General features: G+C 63.8%; 18 protein-coding genes and 1 riboswitch. Of the genes, 11 read left to right on the forward strand and 7 right to left on the reverse strand.

All coding sequences use genetic code 11. The features are described 5' to 3' along the window. The first annotated feature begins 322 nt into the window (after positions 1-322). The 4 genes from ABH939_RS32415 to ABH939_RS32430 all read left to right on the forward strand — a co-directional run bounded on the left by ABH939_RS32415 (position 323) and on the right by ABH939_RS32430 (position 5078). Positions 323-568, forward strand: coding sequence for a hypothetical protein (locus ABH939_RS32415; protein WP_064074688.1), 246 nt, complete (start codon positions 323-325; stop codon positions 566-568). 138 nt (positions 569-706) lie between these two features. Beyond that, complete coding sequence (locus tag ABH939_RS32420; RefSeq protein WP_064074689.1) at positions 707-1582, forward strand: metallophosphoesterase; 876 nt, start codon at positions 707-709, stop codon at positions 1580-1582. Between the two features lie 368 nt (positions 1583-1950). After that, positions 1951-3567: a MutS-related protein gene (locus tag ABH939_RS32425; RefSeq protein WP_197486185.1), complete on the forward strand. Its 1617-nt coding sequence runs from the start codon at positions 1951-1953 to the stop codon at positions 3565-3567. Next, on the forward strand, positions 3564-5078 hold the full coding sequence (locus ABH939_RS32430) for a MutS-related protein (protein ID WP_064074690.1): 1515 nt from the start codon (positions 3564-3566) through the stop codon (positions 5076-5078). Before ABH939_RS32425 ends, ABH939_RS32430 begins: the two co-directional genes overlap by 4 nt. An 82-nt stretch (positions 5079-5160) precedes the next feature. On the opposite strand, the gene ABH939_RS32435 is transcribed toward ABH939_RS32430, so the two are convergent. From ABH939_RS32435 to eno, 3 genes are all read right to left on the reverse strand, one after another. Then, positions 5161-5856: a phosphatase PAP2 family protein gene (locus ABH939_RS32435; protein ID WP_064074691.1), complete on the reverse strand. Its 696-nt coding sequence runs from the start codon at positions 5854-5856 to the stop codon at positions 5161-5163. A gap of 356 nt (positions 5857-6212) precedes the next feature. Next, the gene (locus tag ABH939_RS32440; RefSeq protein WP_064074692.1) at positions 6213-7472 is read right to left on the reverse strand and encodes an MFS transporter; all 1260 of its coding nucleotides are present in this window, start codon (positions 7470-7472) and stop codon (positions 6213-6215) included. Then, the gene (gene eno / locus ABH939_RS32445) at positions 7469-8734 is read right to left on the reverse strand and encodes a phosphopyruvate hydratase (RefSeq protein WP_064074693.1); all 1266 of its coding nucleotides are present in this window, start codon (positions 8732-8734) and stop codon (positions 7469-7471) included. Before eno ends, ABH939_RS32440 begins: the two co-directional genes overlap by 4 nt. 297 nt (positions 8735-9031) lie before the next feature. Further along, a riboswitch (Fluoride riboswitch) is annotated at positions 9032-9123 on the forward strand. Here eno and ABH939_RS32450 point away from each other — a divergent pair. From ABH939_RS32450 to ABH939_RS32480, 7 genes are all read left to right on the forward strand, one after another. Further along, the gene (locus ABH939_RS32450) at positions 9107-9631 is read left to right on the forward strand and encodes a CrcB family protein (RefSeq protein ID WP_064074694.1); all 525 of its coding nucleotides are present in this window, start codon (positions 9107-9109) and stop codon (positions 9629-9631) included. (Overlaps the previous riboswitch by 17 nt.) After that, the gene (crcB, locus tag ABH939_RS32455) at positions 9628-9993 is read left to right on the forward strand and encodes a fluoride efflux transporter CrcB (RefSeq protein ID WP_064074695.1); all 366 of its coding nucleotides are present in this window, start codon (positions 9628-9630) and stop codon (positions 9991-9993) included. Before ABH939_RS32450 ends, crcB begins: the two co-directional genes overlap by 4 nt. Positions 9994-10003: 10 nt before the next feature. Then, positions 10004-10552, forward strand: coding sequence for a universal stress protein (locus ABH939_RS32460; RefSeq protein ID WP_064074696.1), 549 nt, complete (start codon positions 10004-10006; stop codon positions 10550-10552). 49 nt (positions 10553-10601) lie between these two features. Then, complete coding sequence (locus ABH939_RS32465; RefSeq protein WP_371736607.1) at positions 10602-11876, forward strand: MFS transporter; 1275 nt, start codon at positions 10602-10604, stop codon at positions 11874-11876. A gap of 29 nt (positions 11877-11905) precedes the next feature. Beyond that, on the forward strand, positions 11906-12634 hold the full coding sequence (locus ABH939_RS32470; protein ID WP_064074697.1) for a phosphatase PAP2 family protein: 729 nt from the start codon (positions 11906-11908) through the stop codon (positions 12632-12634). Continuing rightward, the gene (locus ABH939_RS32475) at positions 12631-13194 is read left to right on the forward strand and encodes a histidine phosphatase family protein (RefSeq protein WP_064074698.1); all 564 of its coding nucleotides are present in this window, start codon (positions 12631-12633) and stop codon (positions 13192-13194) included. Before ABH939_RS32470 ends, ABH939_RS32475 begins: the two co-directional genes overlap by 4 nt. A 140-nt stretch (positions 13195-13334) precedes the next feature. Further along, a complete protein-coding gene (locus ABH939_RS32480) occupies positions 13335-13880 on the forward strand; it encodes a universal stress protein (protein ID WP_064074703.1) in 546 nt (181 codons plus the stop codon). A gap of 625 nt (positions 13881-14505) precedes the next feature. On the opposite strand, the gene ABH939_RS32485 is transcribed toward ABH939_RS32480, so the two are convergent. From ABH939_RS32485 to ABH939_RS32500, 4 genes are read right to left on the reverse strand one after another with little or no spacing between them, the layout of a single operon-like run. Further along, positions 14506-15378: a TniQ family protein gene (locus ABH939_RS32485; protein WP_064074700.1), complete on the reverse strand. Its 873-nt coding sequence runs from the start codon at positions 15376-15378 to the stop codon at positions 14506-14508. Further along, a complete protein-coding gene (locus tag ABH939_RS32490) occupies positions 15375-16415 on the reverse strand; it encodes a TniB family NTP-binding protein (RefSeq protein WP_064233800.1) in 1041 nt (346 codons plus the stop codon). Before ABH939_RS32490 ends, ABH939_RS32485 begins: the two co-directional genes overlap by 4 nt. Before the next feature lie 5 nt (positions 16416-16420). After that, positions 16421-18505 carry a Mu transposase C-terminal domain-containing protein gene (locus tag ABH939_RS32495; RefSeq protein ID WP_064075566.1) on the reverse strand — a complete coding sequence of 695 codons (2085 nt, stop codon included), beginning with the start codon at positions 18503-18505 and terminating at the stop codon, positions 16421-16423. After that, positions 18502-19236 (reverse strand): TnsA-like heteromeric transposase endonuclease subunit, encoded by a 735-nt coding sequence (locus tag ABH939_RS32500; RefSeq protein ID WP_182262169.1) that lies wholly within the window; start codon positions 19234-19236, stop codon positions 18502-18504. The genes ABH939_RS32495 and ABH939_RS32500 overlap by 4 nt, the downstream gene beginning before the upstream one ends. Between the last annotated feature and the right edge of the window lie 144 nt (positions 19237-19380).

The following is a 19380-nucleotide window of genomic DNA, read 5'->3' on the forward strand; positions in this document are numbered from 1 at the left end:
TCGTGTTCAGACTCATTGAATCTGATGTTTCTCCGCGGCATCGACCTGGGAGGAATCATTTTGGTTGAGCCGGCGGGATTCGGTGCGGCTCAAAGTACCTGAGGCGCGTAGAAGCGCCAAGGCCGTCCTTAAGGTGCAGCGAGTTCCGTCGATCCTCGCCACATCTCGACACCGGGCCACATCAAGGTTTTCGAACTTGCCGGGCGGCGGTTCAACATGCGTTGCCTGTACTCGTGGGGTTGGGTAAGTGAGGTCTCGTCGAGAACGTCGGGTACAACCGAGACGAGGTCGGGGAGACATCGGTAATTTCACGCTCGGTTAGATGGTGCCGCACACCACACCTGGCTTGGTGACGATTCGACGGTGGCGTGTCTACATCACCTTCGAGTTCGGCGGTTTCGTCCACACTGCAGTATGGGAACGTACGCCGGCGGGAGTAAAGTTGACCGGAACAGTGGTGGTGGGGCCCACCACCAAATGCGGTGTTCGCGCCGCCAACGGTCCCTACCTCGAATCGAGCGACGTATCGCTCGGAAAGGTAGGCCGCTCTGCCGCATCGCATCGGTGAAGGCACCGGAAAATACCGCGACGGTGTGGCTGCCGATTCTCGGCATCGTCGACACCTTTCGGGGCGTCGTCGACGCGCAGGACCGCTCGGAACTTCACCATTCTTCGAACAGCAGAGATCACGGCCGAAGGTTCCGCTATGTACACAGCTCACCAGCCCACGACGGGACGATTCCTCAACTCTCCCAACCGTATTGCGATTGCAGGGGACTGGCATGCCGACACTCGATATGCGGTCGAGGCGATCGAACATGCAGCCAAACGCAATGCGAACGTGGTAGTCCATCTCGGCGACTTCGGGTATCGCTTCACCGACGCCTACCTCGATGCACTCGACGCTGCTCTCACCGAGTTCGATCTGGTCCTGGGTTTCGTGGACGGCAATCATGAAGCGTTCGACGCGCTGTTGGCGCGTCCCGTCGCACCGGACGGTCTTCGGTACCTGCGAGAACGGATCGTGCATCTGCCCCGTGGATTGCGGTGGTCGTGGGGATCGACGACATGCCTGGCGATGGGTGGCGCGTACTCCATCGATCGGTTCTTACGGATCGAGGGCACGTCGTGGTGGCCGCAGGAAACGATCGACACCGGCGAGATGGACGCGGCGATCACCGGTGGCCTCGCGGATGTCATGTTCTGTCATGACTGCCCGGCCGGAATTCCGGTTCCCGGAATGCAGCGCGATCGGTACGGCTTCCCACCACGGGAATTGGCCGCGTCGGAAGCCAATCGGCAACGATTACGGGAGATCGTCGATCACGTGCAACCGGCACGCCTGTGGCACGGCCATTTCCACCACCGTCACCAGGCACTGCTGCACGGCACAGGTTATCGAACGCTCATCGACGGTCTGGGCCGCAACCATGATCCGATCGACAACAACATGGTCGTGGTGAACCTCGCCGATCTCGGTCGTCACCGGTGGAGTTGTCGAGGGCAATCCGCGGCGTCGGCTCCCGGGTTTTCAACGCCGGAGGACCTTCCCGACGGTGTCCTTCCGTCGTATACCGCGTGAGGGGTGCCGCGGCGATCGAACCGCCGCCATAGCAGTCCTCACTTCCGATGTCCGCCTGCTCGTGTGCCTCGGAATCAGACAGGGTCGGCTCGTCCGCGCATCCTGCGCTCACATGTGCTGTTCTTCTGCACGGCACGGGATTTCGAGTTCTTCGACGCGGGTTCGGTGACCGCATGCTGGTCAGGCAGGATCGACACGGAGTATTCTGATAGTTAGCTTGCATGGCGGTGGGACTCGCCACAATGTGCGCTCATCCGGCATCCGTACGGGTGGAGCCAACGGTTCCTGGTCAGATATTCGATGCTGACCGGGGCCGCACTGATCACGAGGATCTAACAGCTCGGTCGACTGACCGAGAGGAGATCCGGATGAACGTCCGACCGCCCCTTCCAATGCACAATGTCGACGCCATTCATCGCACGTACGCACCCGACGACGACGCGGCAGCTATGACAGCCGAGAGTTTTCGCAGCATCCTCTTCGAAAACCCCGCAACCGCACCACCTCTCGAGACGAATCCGCCCGAGTTCTTCGGCGATCTGAACCTCGAGCAGGTCGTGACATCGATCGTCGCCGGCCACGAGGAGTACGACCTCGAGCAGTTCTTCCACACGGCCCTGACCGATACCGCGGCGATCACCTACCGACACGAGGTCTTCCGCGACGTGCAGATGGAGGAGGTGCGGTCGGCGGTCGACGAGTTCGCGGCCGGGATGCACGAGATGCGCACACACCTCGCCCGTGCCCGTAAGCGGTACTACCCCCGCGAACAGCAGGCCTGGTTTCTCATGGCTGTCCGCGTTTTCGCCGTGGCCACTACCCGCTTGTCCGACAACCTCACTGTTCTGTCCCTACGATCGTCGGGTCTGCGTAGATTCCGCGACTACCTCGCCGATTATCTCCAGGGCCCGGAGTTCTCCACGCTGCGAGGTGATCTGGACAATGTCGAGCGGGCACTGTCGGGCATCCGGTACTGCCTGATCATCAAGGGTGACCGCATCACGGTCCGAAGATATGACGGCGAATCGGACTACAGCACTGAGGTGGAGAGAACATTCGAGAAGTTCAAGCAAGGCGAGGTGCGTGAGCACCATCTCCGCAACACCGCCGGGTGGGGGTTGAACCACGTCGAAGCGCACGTACTGGATCTTCTCGCCCGACTACATCCCCGCGAGTTCGCAGAACTGAACCAGTTCTGTCAGCACAACCGTGGATTCCTCGACCGGGTCATCGACGACTTCGACCGCGAGATCCAGTTCTACCTCGTCTATCTCGACTACCTCGACCGGTTCGAACACGCCGGCCTGCAGTTCTGCTACCCCCACGTCACCGATCGGTCCCATGAGGTCAGCGCGTTCGACACATTCGATATCGCGCTCGCCGAACGCCTTGTTCCCGAACGAGCGGTGGTGTGCAACGACTTCGCACTGACGGGCCGAGAACGCGTCATCGTGGTCAGTGGACCCAATCAGGGCGGCAAGACCACCTTCGCGCGCACCTTCGGACAAATGCACTACCTGGGCCGCCTGGGCTGCCTTGTCCCTGGCCACCGGGCCCGATTGCATCTCTACGATCACCTGTTCACACATTTCGAACGCGAGGAGGTCATCACCAACCTCAGCGGCAAACTCCAGGACGAACTCGAGCGGATTCACGACATTCTCGACCAGGCCACCAGCGAGAGCATCGTCATCATGAACGAAACCTTCACCTCCACCACCGTCAAGGACGCCCGTCTTCTCGGCGGCGCCGTGCTCAACCGGATCATCGACCGCGGCATGCTCGGTGTGTACGTCACGTTCGTCGACGAGTTGTCGAGGCTGAACGAGGCCACCGTCAGCATGGTCGCCGCCGTCGACCCCGACGATCCGGCGCATCGCACCTTCACCCTCGTCCGCCAGCGCGCGGACGGCCTGGCGTATGCCCTCACGCTCGCAGAAAAGTACCGCCTGACCTACCAGCAGGTGAAGGAACGTCGATCATGAAAGCACACCTGATGTACCGCAGCCGCGACTTCGCCGCCGGAACCGAACTACCCTCTCACGCCACCGATCTGAGGAAAGACCTCGAACTCGACACCATGCTCGATGCAATGGCCGAAGGTGATTCTTTCCTGCGCGGTGTGGCCGACGCCGCGCTGCTGACGACAGTGACCGACCCGGATGCCATCATCTACCGGCAACAGATACTGCGCGACTGCTTCGCGCAGCCCGCCGTGGTCACGCAGATGTACCAGCTTGCCGTCGAGGCGATCGAACGCGAACACAAGCAGTACTATCCACTGCTGATCCATTCCCCCGATCCGGTCCTGCACCGATCCATTGAGGTACTCGAGATGTTCCTCGACATGCTTGCCCGACTCAAGAACATCGGAGCCGAACATTCCGCGGAGTTCACATCGGAGGGGTTCACGACACTGTTCACCACGCTCGCCCGTGAACTCGACGACACCTTCTTCCGTAGCGCGCGGGACCAACTCGAGCAGTTGCACTTTCCTCAAGGTGCGCTGCTCAGTGCCACCCTGGGCGAGGGCAACAAAGGTGAGAGATACGTTCTCCACGAACCGCCTCATCGGCGGTGGTGGGAACGGATTTTCGCGATGCAGGAGCCGGTCTCCTACAGCTTCGAGATCGCCGACCGCGATATCGCCGGCGCACAGGCACTGGGCGATCTGAAGGGACAAGGGGTAATCCTCGTCGCTAACGCCCTCGCCCAATCCGCCGACCACATCCTGAGCTTCTTTCGGATGCTGCGCACAGAACTCGGCTTCTACATCGGCGCCCTGAATCTCGCCCGGCACCTCGCCGCACTCGACGAACCCATCTGTTTCCCCGAACCCACGCGCCCCGGAGAAACCGTGTTCACCTGCACCGGAATGTACGACGTGGCACTGAGCCTGACCGCCGAAGATCGTGTGGTGGGCAACGACATCGCCGCCGACGGGAACACACTGGTGATGATCACGGGCGCCAACCAGGGTGGGAAGTCGAGATTCCTGCGCAGCGTCGGGCTTACCCAACTGATGATGCAAGCCGGACTGTTCGCGCCCGCACAATCGATGCGGGCCACTGCGCGCCCCGGCGTCTACACCCATTTCAAGAGGGAAGAAGACGCCGCCATGCAGCGCGGCAAACTCGACGAGGAACTTCACCGGATGAGCCGGACTATCGACCTGATGCCGACGAACGCGATGTTGCTGTGCAACGAATCCTTCGCCTCCACCAACGAACGTGAAGGCTCGCAGATAGCGAGTTCGATCCTTCACGGGCTGGTGGACACCGGAACCACCGTCTTCTTCGTGACCCACATGTTCGACCTCGCCGACAGCCTCCACACCGAGGCCAGCGACACCACTCTCTTCCTCCGCGCCGAACGGAGACCGGACGGGGAGCGCACCTTCCGGATCATCCCGGGCGCACCGTTGCCCACCAGTTTCGGCGAGGACCTCTACCAGCGAATCTTCGGAGTGCGCCTCGAGCATTCGTCTCTGATCTGACTGCTACCTGACACGAAAGATGCGATTCTCGACGGGAGTGGCGTGCTCTTACCTGGGTTTAGCCGGGTCGGCGAAGAGTTGTTCACTGTTTAGTCGGGCCCACTGCTCGACGCCGACCTTGCATCGTGATGGTGATTGCGTTGTGCTCCGGTTGTTCGGGCGCAGTGGCCCCTGAAAGTAGAGGACGAAGCGGCCCGGTCGAGAGTTTTTCGACGAGTGCGGTCACATACTTGCGCAGTACTAGTGCGGTGACCAGACCAACGACGAATCCCACGACAAGACCGGCGATGACGTCGTGGGGGTAGTGGGCACCGACGTAGACGCGAGAGAAGGCCATCAAGGCGGCGGCCACCGCTGCCACCGTGCCCCATCGCCAGCTGACGAAAAACAGGGCGGCGGCGACCGCGGCGGCGACGACGGTGTGGTTACTGGGAAACGAATAGTCCGCCAGAGGTGGACACTTTTCGAGAATGAACGCAGTTGGATAGGAGTTGCAGGGCCGCGGCTCCTCGACCACCCCTTTGACCGCGTCGTTGACCAGGTACGCGGCGACCGCGGCGATGGGTGCGGCCACGACGGCGGCCATGGTCGCCGAGTCTTCGCGCCGGGCTTTCCACCACGCAGCGATGATCAGCACACCGAAGAAGGCGATGCCGATGCTGGTGTACAGATACATCGGCTCGTTGAGCCACGGTGTGTCTCGGGCGAAATCGGTCACGTCGATATACGACGATCCGTCGATTCCGGATCCGTCGAGCGCAAGATTGTGTGTGTTCATGTCCTCGTTCGTCTGTCGTCGTCAGTCGGTTGCGCCGGTTTGTCGCAGCACCCGGTCCGGCGAATCGGCCGCCGGAGAACTCGACTGCCCACTCCCGTGGCGGATCGTCCACGATTGCCCATCCCGGTACGCGATGCCGTCACCACTGTGTGCACCAGCCGCCCGTCACCGGCCTCTCCGTGCGCAGTCTTCACCGATGGCGCTGTGTATTTGCTGAGAACCGCTGCCCGCCGGTGGTTCGCTCTTTTCGGAGTCGCTTGTCGCGCAGGGGTGCGGCAGATCGTCGATAGCTGGTGTACGCGGCCCTCGGTCCTTGTCTCAGCGCATGATTCGAGTACCTGCGCAGCGTCGCCCGGTCATGCCGTTGTCCAGTTGCGGCGGTCACGGGGTTGCAGCAGCGGCGATGCGAGCACCGACGCGAACATCCACGCCGCCACGTACCCGAACGCCACCATCGGCGAGATCAGCGACCACAAGATCCCGGCGATGACCGTCGAACCCATGTCACCGAACGCCTGCACCAAGCCGAGAACCCCGAAACCGTTGCCGCGCAGACCCTCCGGCAACGTCTTCGCGACCGCTGTCGATTCGGCCGTCTCGGCCGCGCCGATCCCGAGACCTGCGAGAACGAACCCCAACAGAAGCAGTGGCCACGCGTGCGGACCGACAGCGAACACCAGATACCCCGCCACGTAGACGAGCGCGCTACTCGCGAACACCAGCCGCGGGCCGATGCGGTCCGAGAGTTGCCCGGCGACAAGCGAACACACCGTAGCGGCGGCGTTGTGTGCGACGTAGAGCAGGATCGCCAGGCTGGTGGCCGCAGTGAGATCCCGACCTCCGCTCTGCAGGAGATCCGTCGCCCGCAGGATCAGCAGGGTGGTGGCGAGATTGCCGAGTTCGAACATTGCCACCGGCGTCAATGTGCGGGCGAACCCCACTTCCCGCAGCTCCCGCAGGTTCAGTGTGAGGGTCCGCCGGCCGGCTGGTTCACCGAGGGAGCGTTTGGCTTCGCGGGCGGCGATCAGGATCGCCACCGCCGCGAGGATGCCCGGAACGATCGAGAGGACCATCGCATGCCGGACACCGACGACGGCGACCAGGATCGATGCCGCCAACGGCCCGATGATCGCCCCGGCATTATCGCCCGCACGCTCGACACCGAATGCCCGCCCGTACGAGTCGTCACGCGAGAGCGAGGTCAGCAGCATGTCGCGGGCGGGTGAACGCACCCCTCGTGAGATCCACGCGAACGAGCGCAGGAACGCCACCTGCCACACCGCGGTGGTCAGCCCGATCGCGGCGGTGGCGATCGCAGTGCCGACATAGCCGGAGGCGGCCAGCCTGGACCTGCGGGCAGGGTCGTTCGACAACGGGCCGCCAGCGAGCTTGGCGAGCCCGGTCAACGCGTCCGCGGTGCCGTCGATCGCTCCGAGCGCCCCCGGGCCGGCATGCAGGGTGGAGGTGAGGAACGTCGGGAGCAGGCTGGTGACCAGTTCGTGGCTGGCGTCGCTGAACAGGGACGCCCCACCCACCCCGAGCACTCCCGGGGTCAACCAGCGACTGTCGGTCGGTTCGGAGTTCGGTGGGTCGGCAGGTCGAGACGCCTCCGTCACGACGGTAGCCCGTAGCGCAGGCGGGGGTTGGCGTCGGCGATCTGCAGGAGGCGGTTGTACTTCGCGACCCGTTCCCCGCGGGCGGGCGCACCGGATTTGATCTGGCCGCATCCGGATGCGACGGCGAGGTCGGCGATGAAGGTGTCGTCGGTTTCGCCGGAGCGGTGCGAGATCATCGCCCCGTATCCGGCGTCTCGACATATTTTCAGCGCCTCGAGGGTTTCGGTGACGGTGCCGATCTGGTTGACCTTGATCAGGGCCGCGTTGCCCACACCGGCGGCGATGGCGTCGGTGATGATGGCCGGGTTGGTGACGAAGTTGTCGTCACCGACGATCTGGATCCGATCGCCGAGGGTGGTGGTGAGGTGTTTCCACCCGTCGAGGTCGCCTTCGCTCAATCCGTCTTCGATGCTCCAGATGGGGTATTCGTCGACCAGACGTTCGTACCGGCTGATCATCTCGGCGCTGGTGACGTGTTGCCCGGAAACCTCGTAGAAGTCGTGGGTGTGGAATTCGCTCGCCGCCGGATCCAACGCGATCGCCACGTCGCCGAGCCCGGGGATGTAGCCGGCCTTCTTGATCGCATCGACGAGCAGGGTGAGCACTTCTTCCGGCCATGCCACCTCGGGCGCGAAGCCGCCTTCGTCGCCGAGACCTGTTGCGAGGTTGCGGTGTTCGAGCGAGCTTCGGAGGTCGGCATAAATTTCCGATCCGGCCCGCACGGCATCGGCCATCGATGGGGCACCGAGGGGGGCGATCATGAATTCTTGGAACTGCAGGGCGTTCGGGGCGTGGCGGCCACCGTTGACGACGTTGAAATGCGGTACCGGTAGCCGCGGCTGCACACCGTCCGGGGTCAGCGCGCGCCACAACGGTTGCTTCGCACTGGCGGCGAAGGCGCGGGCCGCGGCGATGGAGACACCGACGATGGCATTGGCACCGAGATGTGATTTGTCGGCGGTTCCGTCGAGTCGGATCATCACACGATCGACGTCGGCGAGTGTTTCGAAGACTCTGCCGGTCAGCGCATCTGCGATGGGGCCGTTGACGTGGGCGAGCGCCCGCGAGACTCCGCGGCCGTGGAAGCGGGCGCGATCGTGATCGCGCAGTTCCACCGCTTCCCGGGTTCCGGTCGAGGCTCCGGAGGGGACACCGGCGCAGACGACGGTCCGATCGGAGAGTTCCGCGGTCACCGATAGGGTCGGATTTCCGCGTGAATCCAGGATTTCCACCGCGCGAATGGTCGAGAATGTGACAGACATCGGGTCCCCCTCGGGATGTGGTTGCCGCTGACCGGCTACCGACACCTCGTGGGTAGGAGTCCCGGCCAGCGTTGTGTGCTGGACCAGGGACCGTTGGCGTTCCGCTCCGTCGGGTGCGAAATGCGGTTATGGCGAGCCCCACCGCCATGATCGTGGATTTCACGTTACGCCGCGATGGGGGAATGGAGCGAGCCGAAGCCGGCACCCGCCGGCGACGAATTCGTTCACGAGAGGAGTGGGGTCGTGAGGCTCGAGTGTCCCGGAGGCGACAGCCGCGGCCCAGTCAGGATATATTCATCAATGACAGGCGATGGATCTCCGCCTAGACACACCCTCCGGAGGGTTGTCTGAACCGCCCCACTCCCGGGGCTGATGGCTCCTTCCCACCGTGGAAGGACTGTGCCTGTGACCCGCCCCACCGATCCCGCACCGACGCTGCCGGTCGACCCCGATTCCGTTCCCCGCGAGCCGGGGCCGCTGCATGTGCGCCCCTCGGCCATCGCCGCCGTCGCCGCAGGTGGGCTGCTCGGCGCGCCGCTGCGCTACGGACTGGGCGTCGCGTTCCCCACCTCGGCCGGACAATTCCCGTGGACGACGTTCGCGATCAACATCGCCGGCGCCCTGCTGTTGGGATTGTTGCTCGAAGCCCTCACCCGCCTCGGTGAAGACGCCGGGTGGCTCCGGCGGGTGCGGTTGTGTGTCGGCACCGGTGTGCTCGGCTCGTTCACCACCTACAGCACCCTCGCCGTGGACACCGATCTGCTTCTCCGTGATCACCACCTGTGGTCCGCGGTTCTCTACGCGGTGGCCAGTGTGGCGGTCGGTCTCCTCACAACCGCCGCCGGAATCGCGGCCGGGGCACGGATCCAGACCCAACTCAAGGAGGACGGGCGGTGATCACACTGTGGATTGCACTCGCCGGTAGCGCCGGCGCGGTGAGCCGGTTCGTTCTCGACGGGGCGATCCGAACCCGGCGTAGTGCCGAATTCCCCTGGGCCACAGTGATCATCAACATCACCGGCTCCTTGATCCTGGGACTGGTCACCGGAGCCGTCCTCTTCCACGGCGCCTCGCGCGAGCTGCAGTTGATCGTCGGAGTCGGGTTCTGCGGCGGGTACACCACCTTCAGCACGGCAAGTTTCGAAACGGTGCGGCTGATTCAACGCCAACGCTATTGGCCCGCTTTCGGTAATGCGGTCGGGACTCTGGCCCTGACCGTGACGGCCGGCGCCGCAGGTCTCGCGTTGGCGGGACTGTGAGGAGAACACGATGAGCAAAGACGCACGTCACCGGTTCACCGAGAACTTGAGGTCACTCGAACCGCTGCATATCGACGGGCCACCGGCAGTGCCTGCGCCGGCGTGTCATCTGGTGGTCGGCTTCGACCGCAATGCCGGCTCCCATTCGGCATTGCGGTTCGCGGTCGACTTCGCGCTGCGCATCAATGCCGGTGTGCACGTGGCGCACAGTGTCGACCCGAACGATCTCCCCATCGATCCAGATTCCCCCAACTACGAGAGGGAACTCGCCGACGGACTCGAATCCGAACGTAGCGAGGCGTGCGCGATGCTCGCACCGCTGCCCGGGAACTGGTCGTACGACTGCACCCACGAGGATCCGATGCGGCTACTGATCTCGATCGCCGAGCGTCACGACGCGCTGATGATCATCATCGGCACTCCGCGGCGCGGCTTCGTCTCGATGATGGAACGGGTGTCCGGTGAGTCGGTGTCCGCGCACCTGATCCACAAAGGCCACCGGCCGCTGTTGATGATTCCGGCGCAGGCCCGGTTCTCCGGATGGACGGCCACACCGTGATGGCTGCTCCGCCATCGAGGACAGAGAATGACGGAAGGACACACACCTAGTGCCTGATCGGACCGATGGGCAGGAAATAACCAGCACTGCTACCCGCATACCGTTGACACCGTGGCGATTCATCGTCGCGTTCGGCACGGTCAGCTTGCTCGCAGACTTCGTGTACGAGGGCGCCCGTTCGATCACCGGGCCGCTACTCGCCTCACTCGGTGCCACCGCCCTGGTCGTCGGCATCGTCACCGGTATCGGTGAAGCCGCAGCCCTGATGCTCCGACTGGTTTCAGGTCCGCTAGCGGACCGAACCCGCAAATTCTGGACATGGACCATCTCCGGCTATGCCCTGACCGTGGTGACAGTTCCGTTGCTCGGCATCGCGGGAACACTCTGGGTGGCATGTGCATTGGTCATCGCCGAACGCGTCGGCAAAGCCGTCCGAAGCCCCGCAAAGGACACTCTCCTCTCCCACGCCACCGCTGCGACCGGCCGCGGTCGCGGTTTCGCCGTCCACGAAGCACTCGATCAAGTCGGCGCGCTGATCGGTCCGCTGGTGGTCGCTCTCGTCCTGGCAATCACCGGCGGAGACTACGGGCCTGCATTGGGGATTCTGGCGCTACCGGGCGTGGGAGTAATCGCGATGCTGGTGTGGTTGCGAGCCCGCGTCCCCGACCCGGTGCTCTACGAAATTCCCCACCGCACCGAGCCAGGTGAGGAGACCAACCCCGATCATCTCGCCCACGCCCCTCGAACCCACTGGTGGCAGTCTCTGCCCGAATCGTTCTGGGTCTATTCCGGGTTCTCTGCCGCGACGATGATCGGATTCGCCACCTTCGGGGTGCTCTCCTTCCATCTGGTCGCTCGCAATATCCTGCCCGCGGCTGCCGTCCCGCTCGTGTATGCCGCGGCGATGGGCGCCGACGCTGTCGCTGCACTGGTAACAGGATGGGCATACGACAAGGTCGGCGCGAAAGTACTCGGTAGTCTTCCCGTCCTTGCCGCTCTCGTGCCTGTGCTGGCATTCACCGACTCCGTGGTCGCGGTGATCGCCGGCGCGCTGGTATGGGGAGCGGCCGTCGGCGTGCAGGAGTCGACGCTGCGCGCGGTCGTCGCCGACCTCGTCCCACCACCTCGCCGTGCCACCGCCTACGGTCTTTACGCCGCGATCATCGGAGTCGCCACCGCCGTGGGCGGGGCCTTGACCGGACTCCTCTACGAAGTCTCGATCCCGATCTTGATCGGCACCGTCGTCACCATTCAAATTCTCGCTGTCGTGTGCCTGATCGGCACCACACACATTCGATCTCACACCAGTCGTTCCCCTTCCTGAATTCATCCTCCGATCGGACGGTTCCTTTCGTGTCCCACCACCCCGATACCCCTGGCCAACCGTGGATCCGGCCGCTGATCGCGGCGATCACCTGTTTTGCCGTGTTGCTCGTCGTCGGTGTCTTCTCGAAGACGTGGGTCATCGAGCACGGACTGGATCTCGACGAAGGGATCGAACGCCACCGCACATCGTGGGGCGTCGTGTTGGCTGAGGTGGTGACCGATTGTGCGCAACCTGCGGTCGGAGTCGGCGTCGTCTTCGTTCTCGCAGCCTGGCTCGGGATGCGTCGGCGCCGCTCGGACGCGATCCTCGTTCTGGCGATCATGGCGGGAACACTGATCGTCTCGACCGTCGCCAAGTATGCAATCCGGGAGCCCCGGCCTCCGGTGTCGTTGTGGGCGATGACGCCGGACACACACTGGTCGTTCCCCTCTGGACATACCGCCGTGGCAGCGGCGGGTGTCGGCATCATTGTTCTGCTGACCGCACACTCACGCTCGGCACTGCGCAGGGGCGCCCGTCTTCTCGCAGTCCTGTTCGCCCTCACCGTCGCCGCATCACGCCTGTATCTGGGGGTGCACTACCCCAGCGACGTGATTGCCAGCTTCCTCGCCGCCGCCACCGCCATTCTCGCGGTTCATGTCGGCTCTCACATCCCTGCCGGGTTCCGCTTGGTGACCGGCCGATGGCTACGTAATGGCATCGACGCGCCGAATGTCGTTGACATCGAAGAACCGATGAGAGAGGACTCGTCATGACCTCGCAGCTCTACCTCGTCCGCCACGGACAAACCGCCCTCAACGCCGAAGGCCGCCTACGCGGCCTGGCCGATCCACCGCTCGACGAGATCGGCGAGCGACAAGCCGCCGCCGTAGCGAGGGCCCTGAGCGATATCGGAGCGAGCCTTGTTCTGTCCAGTCCACTCCGCCGCGCCGTCCGCACCGCGCAGATCATCGCCGAGGCGCTGGGCATAGAGCAGCGCATCGATGCACGCTTGAACGACCGCGACTACGGGTTCTGGACCGGGCACCGTAAGAGTGAGGTACTAGCAGAATGGGGCACCGTCGATGCAGCGCCCGGGGTGGAGACGTCCGAGACGGTTCTTACCCGTGTCCTGCCCGCACTCGACGAATTCGCGGTACCGGGCGCCGATTCGACACCGTTGATCGTCGTCACCCACGACGCCGTCATCCGGCCACTGATGCTGCACATCGACCCGGACGCAACGACGATCACCGTCCCCACAGGGTCCTACCAGGTGCTCATCTACCTCGAGGGGAGGTGGAGAATCGATCTCATCGATCAGCAACCCCTCTGACCATCACCTCGGATGAAAAGCGTCACCCATCCCGTCCCGGTGCCCGGCAGTGCGACTGCCCTTGCGAGCCTGCGAATTCCGGGCGAGCCTGCGACTTCCGGCACCAGATGCGATGGTCGTCCACCGTTCCAGGAGACCCCATGAACAGCCAGCAGAAGATTTCGCACGCGGCGCACTCACCACTGACCTGTCATCTGCACGAAACCCGCTCACATCTACCCGTCGCAGGTCACATCGTTGCCGGCCTCGGTTCCGGCGCCCCTAGCAGTAACGCACTGACATTCGCCACGGATTTCGCAGCGAAGCAGGGCGCAGCATTGCATATCGTGCACTGCATCGACGTCGAAGACATGCCCGTCGAAACCGATTCCCCCTATTACGAAGATCGCTTCCACCAGGCTGTCACCGCCCAACGCGATCGCGCACTCGCGATACTGCACGCCTTCCCCGGTAACTGGACCTACGACTGCCAGCGCGCCGAACCTGCACAATATTTGATGACAATCGCCGACACATACGGGGCCTTCGTCATCGTGATCGGCGCTCCGCGCCTGGGAGCGGTATCGGCCGGCGGCACTCTGTTCCACACCTCGGTCTCGAGCCGACTGGCCCGTCAGAACCGGTATGCACTGCTCCTGATTCCGGCTACCGTCTCCGCTGCAGCGTGGCCGGACAAATCCACGTGACTGTGTCGGCATTTCGCGCGCCCCGCCGTTCCGCGATGCGATAACGACGGACTGCTGTTCACCTGGTGACGACAGAGTACTGCGCTGATGCGAGACCGCTCAGAGTAGAGATTTCTCCGTGACGACACGCTGCCCGCGGAGAAGAACGCACATAAACTCATCCGCCAATCGGTAGTACATCTGTCGACCGTCTCGTGTCCGAAACAATCTTGCGATCATGAAGCATACGAACAGCATGCGAGACCGCCGATGCTGTCATTCCTGTCCACGGCCATGTCCGTGACGCACAGGGGCCCAGTGCTCAAGCAGCACAGTATTCGTAGTCTATTCGGATCTGCCATCGCCTCGAAGCGGTTGCGCCACAAGTCGATGTCGCATCCGGAGAAGAGGCCGGGTTCAGTCTGCGCATAGGTCTGTCTGCGAACCTCGCGTAAGCCGTGAATACTTCGGATCGCGCCCAGGCCCGCCCGCAGCATCAATGAATGGTGCCAGAATTGATATCAATTTGTTTGCATTCGACTTTCGCAACCCCACAATGTCCGATTTCTGTCTCATTTTCAGGCGATGGCGGCATCAGACACGCCGGCAAGCTGCTCTCTAGTGCAACAAGTCAAGTCGACAGTGGTCAGAGCATGTTCCAGTCGATGCTGGCCCGGGTGAGACCCTCGATCCATTTCACGATGGGGTCGCTTTTGCCCTGTGGCCAGTAGGGATGCCGTTCGCCGCTTGTCCGCCATCCGAGTTCGGTGAGGAACAGATTGCATGTGTGCTGTCTGGAAGCGACCCGCCGCCAGTGCGGTGAGACCAGCAATGCGGCGGTGTTGACGACGTTGGGGTAGCTCGCCGCCAAATATTCGCAGTCGTCGAGGGCGATGAACCGCCTCGCATTCGGCTGGAGGATGCCGAGTCTTTCCTTGACGCCGCTGCACGCGGGAAATGAGACGAGGTTGTTCCACACTCCGCGAGCGACGTCGAAGGCGTATTGGGTCGGTTGCGGTCCGCGTCGTTGCGCCAAGCGCCGATGTCTGGAATGAGCGGCCAGGACTGCTGGTGTGTCGCTGACATCGAGCACGCGGCCGCGATCGAATTGCCCACCGCTGAACCAGATCTGGTGCATCGGGCAGGCATGGACGTACGACGGGTAGTAGCGGGTCACTGGGCCACCTCGGTGACGGTTCGTGCAGGCAGGGCAGGCCGGTCGCGGCCAGTCCGCGAAGCGGGCAGAGTCGGTGTGCCAGTTCGACAACTGAGGAAGCGTGCGTGTGAGCTGCTCGCGTGAATAACCGGTGATGGCGACGAGCCTGGCGAGGTTACCGAGCCGGATGCGTAATCCCAGCCGCGTGGGGTCGAGCCCGAGGTGACGCTTCAGTGCGTCGTTGCTGATGTGGTTGACGACGGCGAGTCTGCGTAGGTAGGACTCGATCGTCTCGTTCATCGAGGGCGGGATGGGAATGGGCAGCGGGCGCGCTTGCCCGCTCAGGCGCCGCCGAGAGGTCATGCAACGCCACTTCGCTTGGCCGAACCCTTGCCGGGAGCCAACTCCGGCTGAATGTTGGCGGCGCGGTCGAGTCGCTGGGCGTCGAGATGAGCTTTGGTGACCTTCTCGCTGCCATCGAGGATTGCGTCGATGGCAGCTCCCCGGATGAGGTGGGACAGGCTCCCGAGCATGCCGTTGGTGCGCTGGTAGAGATATTGGCCCTGACGGGCGAGGGTGCCGGGTTTGTGCCGATGCAGGCGGAGCGCTTGCTCGAGTGTGACGATGAGAGCGCGCCAGTGTTCGCGCTGCGCGGTGCTGCCGTAGGCGAACGGGTGGGTGGAAATAGTGGCGAAGCGGCCGGCGATCTGGCGGCCGCGGATGCCGGAAAACAAGCCTGCATGTTCGACGTCGATTCCGGCGTAGACGAATGTCGCCGGGATGCGCTCGGAGAAGTATTTCAGTTGATCGGAGACCTCTGCACCCGCTCGGGTGGTCAGCGAAATGTTGTGGATCTCATCGACGAGGACCAGATCGCAGCCGACGTCGCAGAGGACCGCGCAGACGGAATTAGTGATGTCGGTGAGATTGGCGCGGCCCGTGACCGGGAGACCGAGGAACCGCGCGAATTCGACCGCGACCATGCGCGCAGTCGCAGCCGGGGGCAAGGTGATGTAGACGACCGGAATCCGTGTCCCCCGAACCGGATTGCGCAAACGCGTTCGAAGCTCATGGGCCAGCCCCAACTGGGTCAACGCGGTGGTCTTGCCCGTACCCGCGCCGCCGGTGACGATCAGCCCGCGCCGAGCCGATATCTGGCGGCGATTGAGAATCAACAGCCGCCGAACGGTTTTCGTGATGTCCTGGATGGCAGGGGTGTTCACCACGATCAGTTCGGAGTGGTAGTCCAGCCGGGTGTCGTCGTAGTCGGCGCGTTCGGACGGTGCCAGCTCGCACCAATCTCCGCGCAGCTCAGGCGCAGAGCGGTCACGGCCAACCCAGCGATTCCAGCCCTCCTTGGTGGTCAGTGGGGCGTCCGGTGGCGGGTCGAATTCACTCATGCTGGTCACAGCCACCTCTCGGCCTCCGCGGCGGCATCGAAGACACCGAACGGGATCACAGTGCCCAGCTCGCCTTCATCACCGCCGCTGTCCTCGTCGAAGTCGTCACCACCGTCGAGCACACGCAGATCGACCGGCACGACAGTGGCTCGCTCAGGTGCCGCAGCCCGGGTACGTGCCGCCACCTTGCGATCAGCCTTGGTCCTGGCCGCCGACTGCGTATCCGGGCCCGCGGACGCGCGATCCAGCAGATCCGCCAGCGCCCGCGCGGTCGCGGTCTCCACCGGTTCAGCTGTCGGCCCGGCGTCGGCGACGATCTGGCGGGCGTGACGCCAGGTAAAGTCCGCGAACGGAGCCGACACCATCGGCAGATGCGTCCAGGTCGCTCGGATCCAACCACCTTCGTAGTGGTTACGAACGAACACCTGCGACAGGTCGTACGGGTCGTAGCGGACTTCCCAAGCCCCGTTGTGCGCGGTGACACCGGAATGCTGGCGGCGATAGGGATTGAACCCGCGATCGTCGTACGTGCGCCGGTCGAGGCGCACCCCGTAATCGTTGATGGCGCGCCATTGCGAAGGCAGCAGTTCGATGTAGTCCTCACCGCTGAGCATCAACGGCAGATAGCCTGCGGCGCTGACCAGCACCGCGTACATCTCGTTCGGTGACACCGCCTGACCGCTGTCGGGACTGCGCAGCCCGTCGTGTGGACGGCGCTGCCAGTGAATCACCCACTCGTCGAACAGATCCTGCAGTTGCGCCAACGACCACGCAGCTTCGTCCTCGACATGCGCGCCGCGGCGGCCGACATCGCGGCCGACGTAACCGGCGACATACTGGCAGAACAGGGTGTTGATCGAGGAAAATGTCCGCTCGATCACGCTGTTGTCGGTCGGCGTGCGCGGATGGGACGGCTGAACCGACATGCCCAGCGTCTGACATGACCGCAGGAACGTTTCGGACAGGTAGACCTTTCCGCGGTCGCAGCCGATCGTCTCCGGGACGATTACCGGTTTCGCCGCAGCCTGCTCCATACGGATGTCGATGTCGGCCAGACTGCGATACGGCAACCGCGACACCGACATCCGCAACGTCTCTGCCCAACCCGGGCGCATCGGCTCAGGTACCAGCATCCGCGCCAGCAGCATGGATGCATCCACAGCCTTGGTACCGACCGGGCGGAGCACTCCCGCCGCGATCGTGCGCGTTGCGACATCGACCGCTGCGGTCAACTCGACTCGTCGGGCGCTCCCGTCGTCGAAGACTGCCAACACGTCCAAGGGTGTCGTGTCGATCTGAACGTGTTGTCCCGGCCGCGACGCCCATGTCGCGGTGAAGGGGCCGGTCGGCCGATTCGCCGCGGATCGCCGCGTCTTCGCCGAACCGAACGTGTGCTGTCCCGTCGACAGCGCTGTCACCAACCGGTTGAATGTCGCCTTCGACGGCATCGCGACCGCCCCGTCACCGTGCCGTTGCACCAGAAGCATTTCTACCTGCCGGCGCAGTCGATCCCGGGTTCCGGTGGACCGTTTCGTTTCCCCGTCCAACGCATCCAGGACCGCTGCCACCACGCGCTCGTCAGTGCGCCGATAGGTCGACGACGGCCGTGTCACCCTGCCGTCGACCAGCCCGCGCACGCCGCCGGAACGATAGCGGCTGCGCATCCGCTGAACCGTGATCGCGCTGGTCGGGAACCCCGCTGCAGTCAATTCGGCGGCCTTGGCTGCCTCGCGCTGGCGAATGGTGGTCCGCGCCGGGTCGTACTCGGGTCGAGGAGTGGCTCCTGGATCCGCTCCGGGCGGCAACCCGGTTTGGACCTCGACGACGTGTCGTTCCCAGTCACGAGCTCGCTCGGTGGCATTAGCAGGAACGTCGGCGAGGCTCTGCCCAGCCAGTCCACCCGACCCGAACCCGGCGTCGGACTGGCCGAGGATTGCGAACCCCGGCGAGTCCACCAGATGCGACACCAGAACCACCGACGCGGTCCCATCTGCCGCTTCCAACCTCACCCGTACACCGGACAGTGCCACCACCAGATGCTCGTCGTCGTCGAAAAATATGCGGTCTCCGACCTTCAGCAGCTTCGTCATCTCGCCGCCGCCACCGATACAATCGACATCGACTCCAACCGCTGTGACAGATCCACCATCAGCTCCTTCGACCACAACAGGTGATGCAGAACCGGCAATACGGCCACCGGATCGCCTGCCGAACGCGCGCCGCCGATCAGCGGCTGAGGTTTTGCGAACGCCGCCACCAATGTCGCCGCTGTCGATTCCACGCGGTGACGAGGATGTCGATACCCGGCCAGCCACTGCACGTTCGCCAACCAGACCCGATCGTGCTCGCTCACTCGCCGATAAACCCAGCCCATCGACGCGCATGCCCGCGCGGTCGCAGCGAACGCGACCTCATCCCGTAGCTTGATCCGTGCCGCAGGTCGACAATCGGTCACTACCCCGGTGCCGTCGGCGCGGCGGGCGAAGAAATCCGGTGCATGTGATCGACTCCTTTGCCCATCGCGCCAGAACAGCCAGAACGGTTGCGCCGCGATCCCCACGACGTCGGGATCGAAGTCCAGCGCCAGTGCCTCGTCGCGCTCCAACCACGACTCATACTCCACATGCGCCGACACCGTCGCCGACCAGTACAAGCCAGGATTGTGCCGCTGTCCCTGATATGACGGAATCGATCGGATCGGCGGAACCCGTTCGAACCGCACCGCCACCGCGTCCGCCAGCGAACACCGAACCTGTGCCCCGTCCGAGCCGACGAAGCCGATTTCGAATGCGTCCTCAACAGCGTGCAGTCCGACCGACAATTCCGCGCTCCCGTCCGTCCGCAACCAACCTGATGTGGGCAGCGCTCATGACACATTGGCATCAGATGCACTGAGTCCGCATCACATTGGCGTACTAAAAGATCAGATTCACTGAGTTCGCATCAGATGCAATGAGCCAGGACA

Source organism: Rhodococcus sp. 27YEA6, from assembly GCF_044908235.1.
Lineage (GTDB): Bacteria > Actinomycetota > Actinomycetes > Mycobacteriales > Mycobacteriaceae > Rhodococcus_F > Rhodococcus_F qingshengii.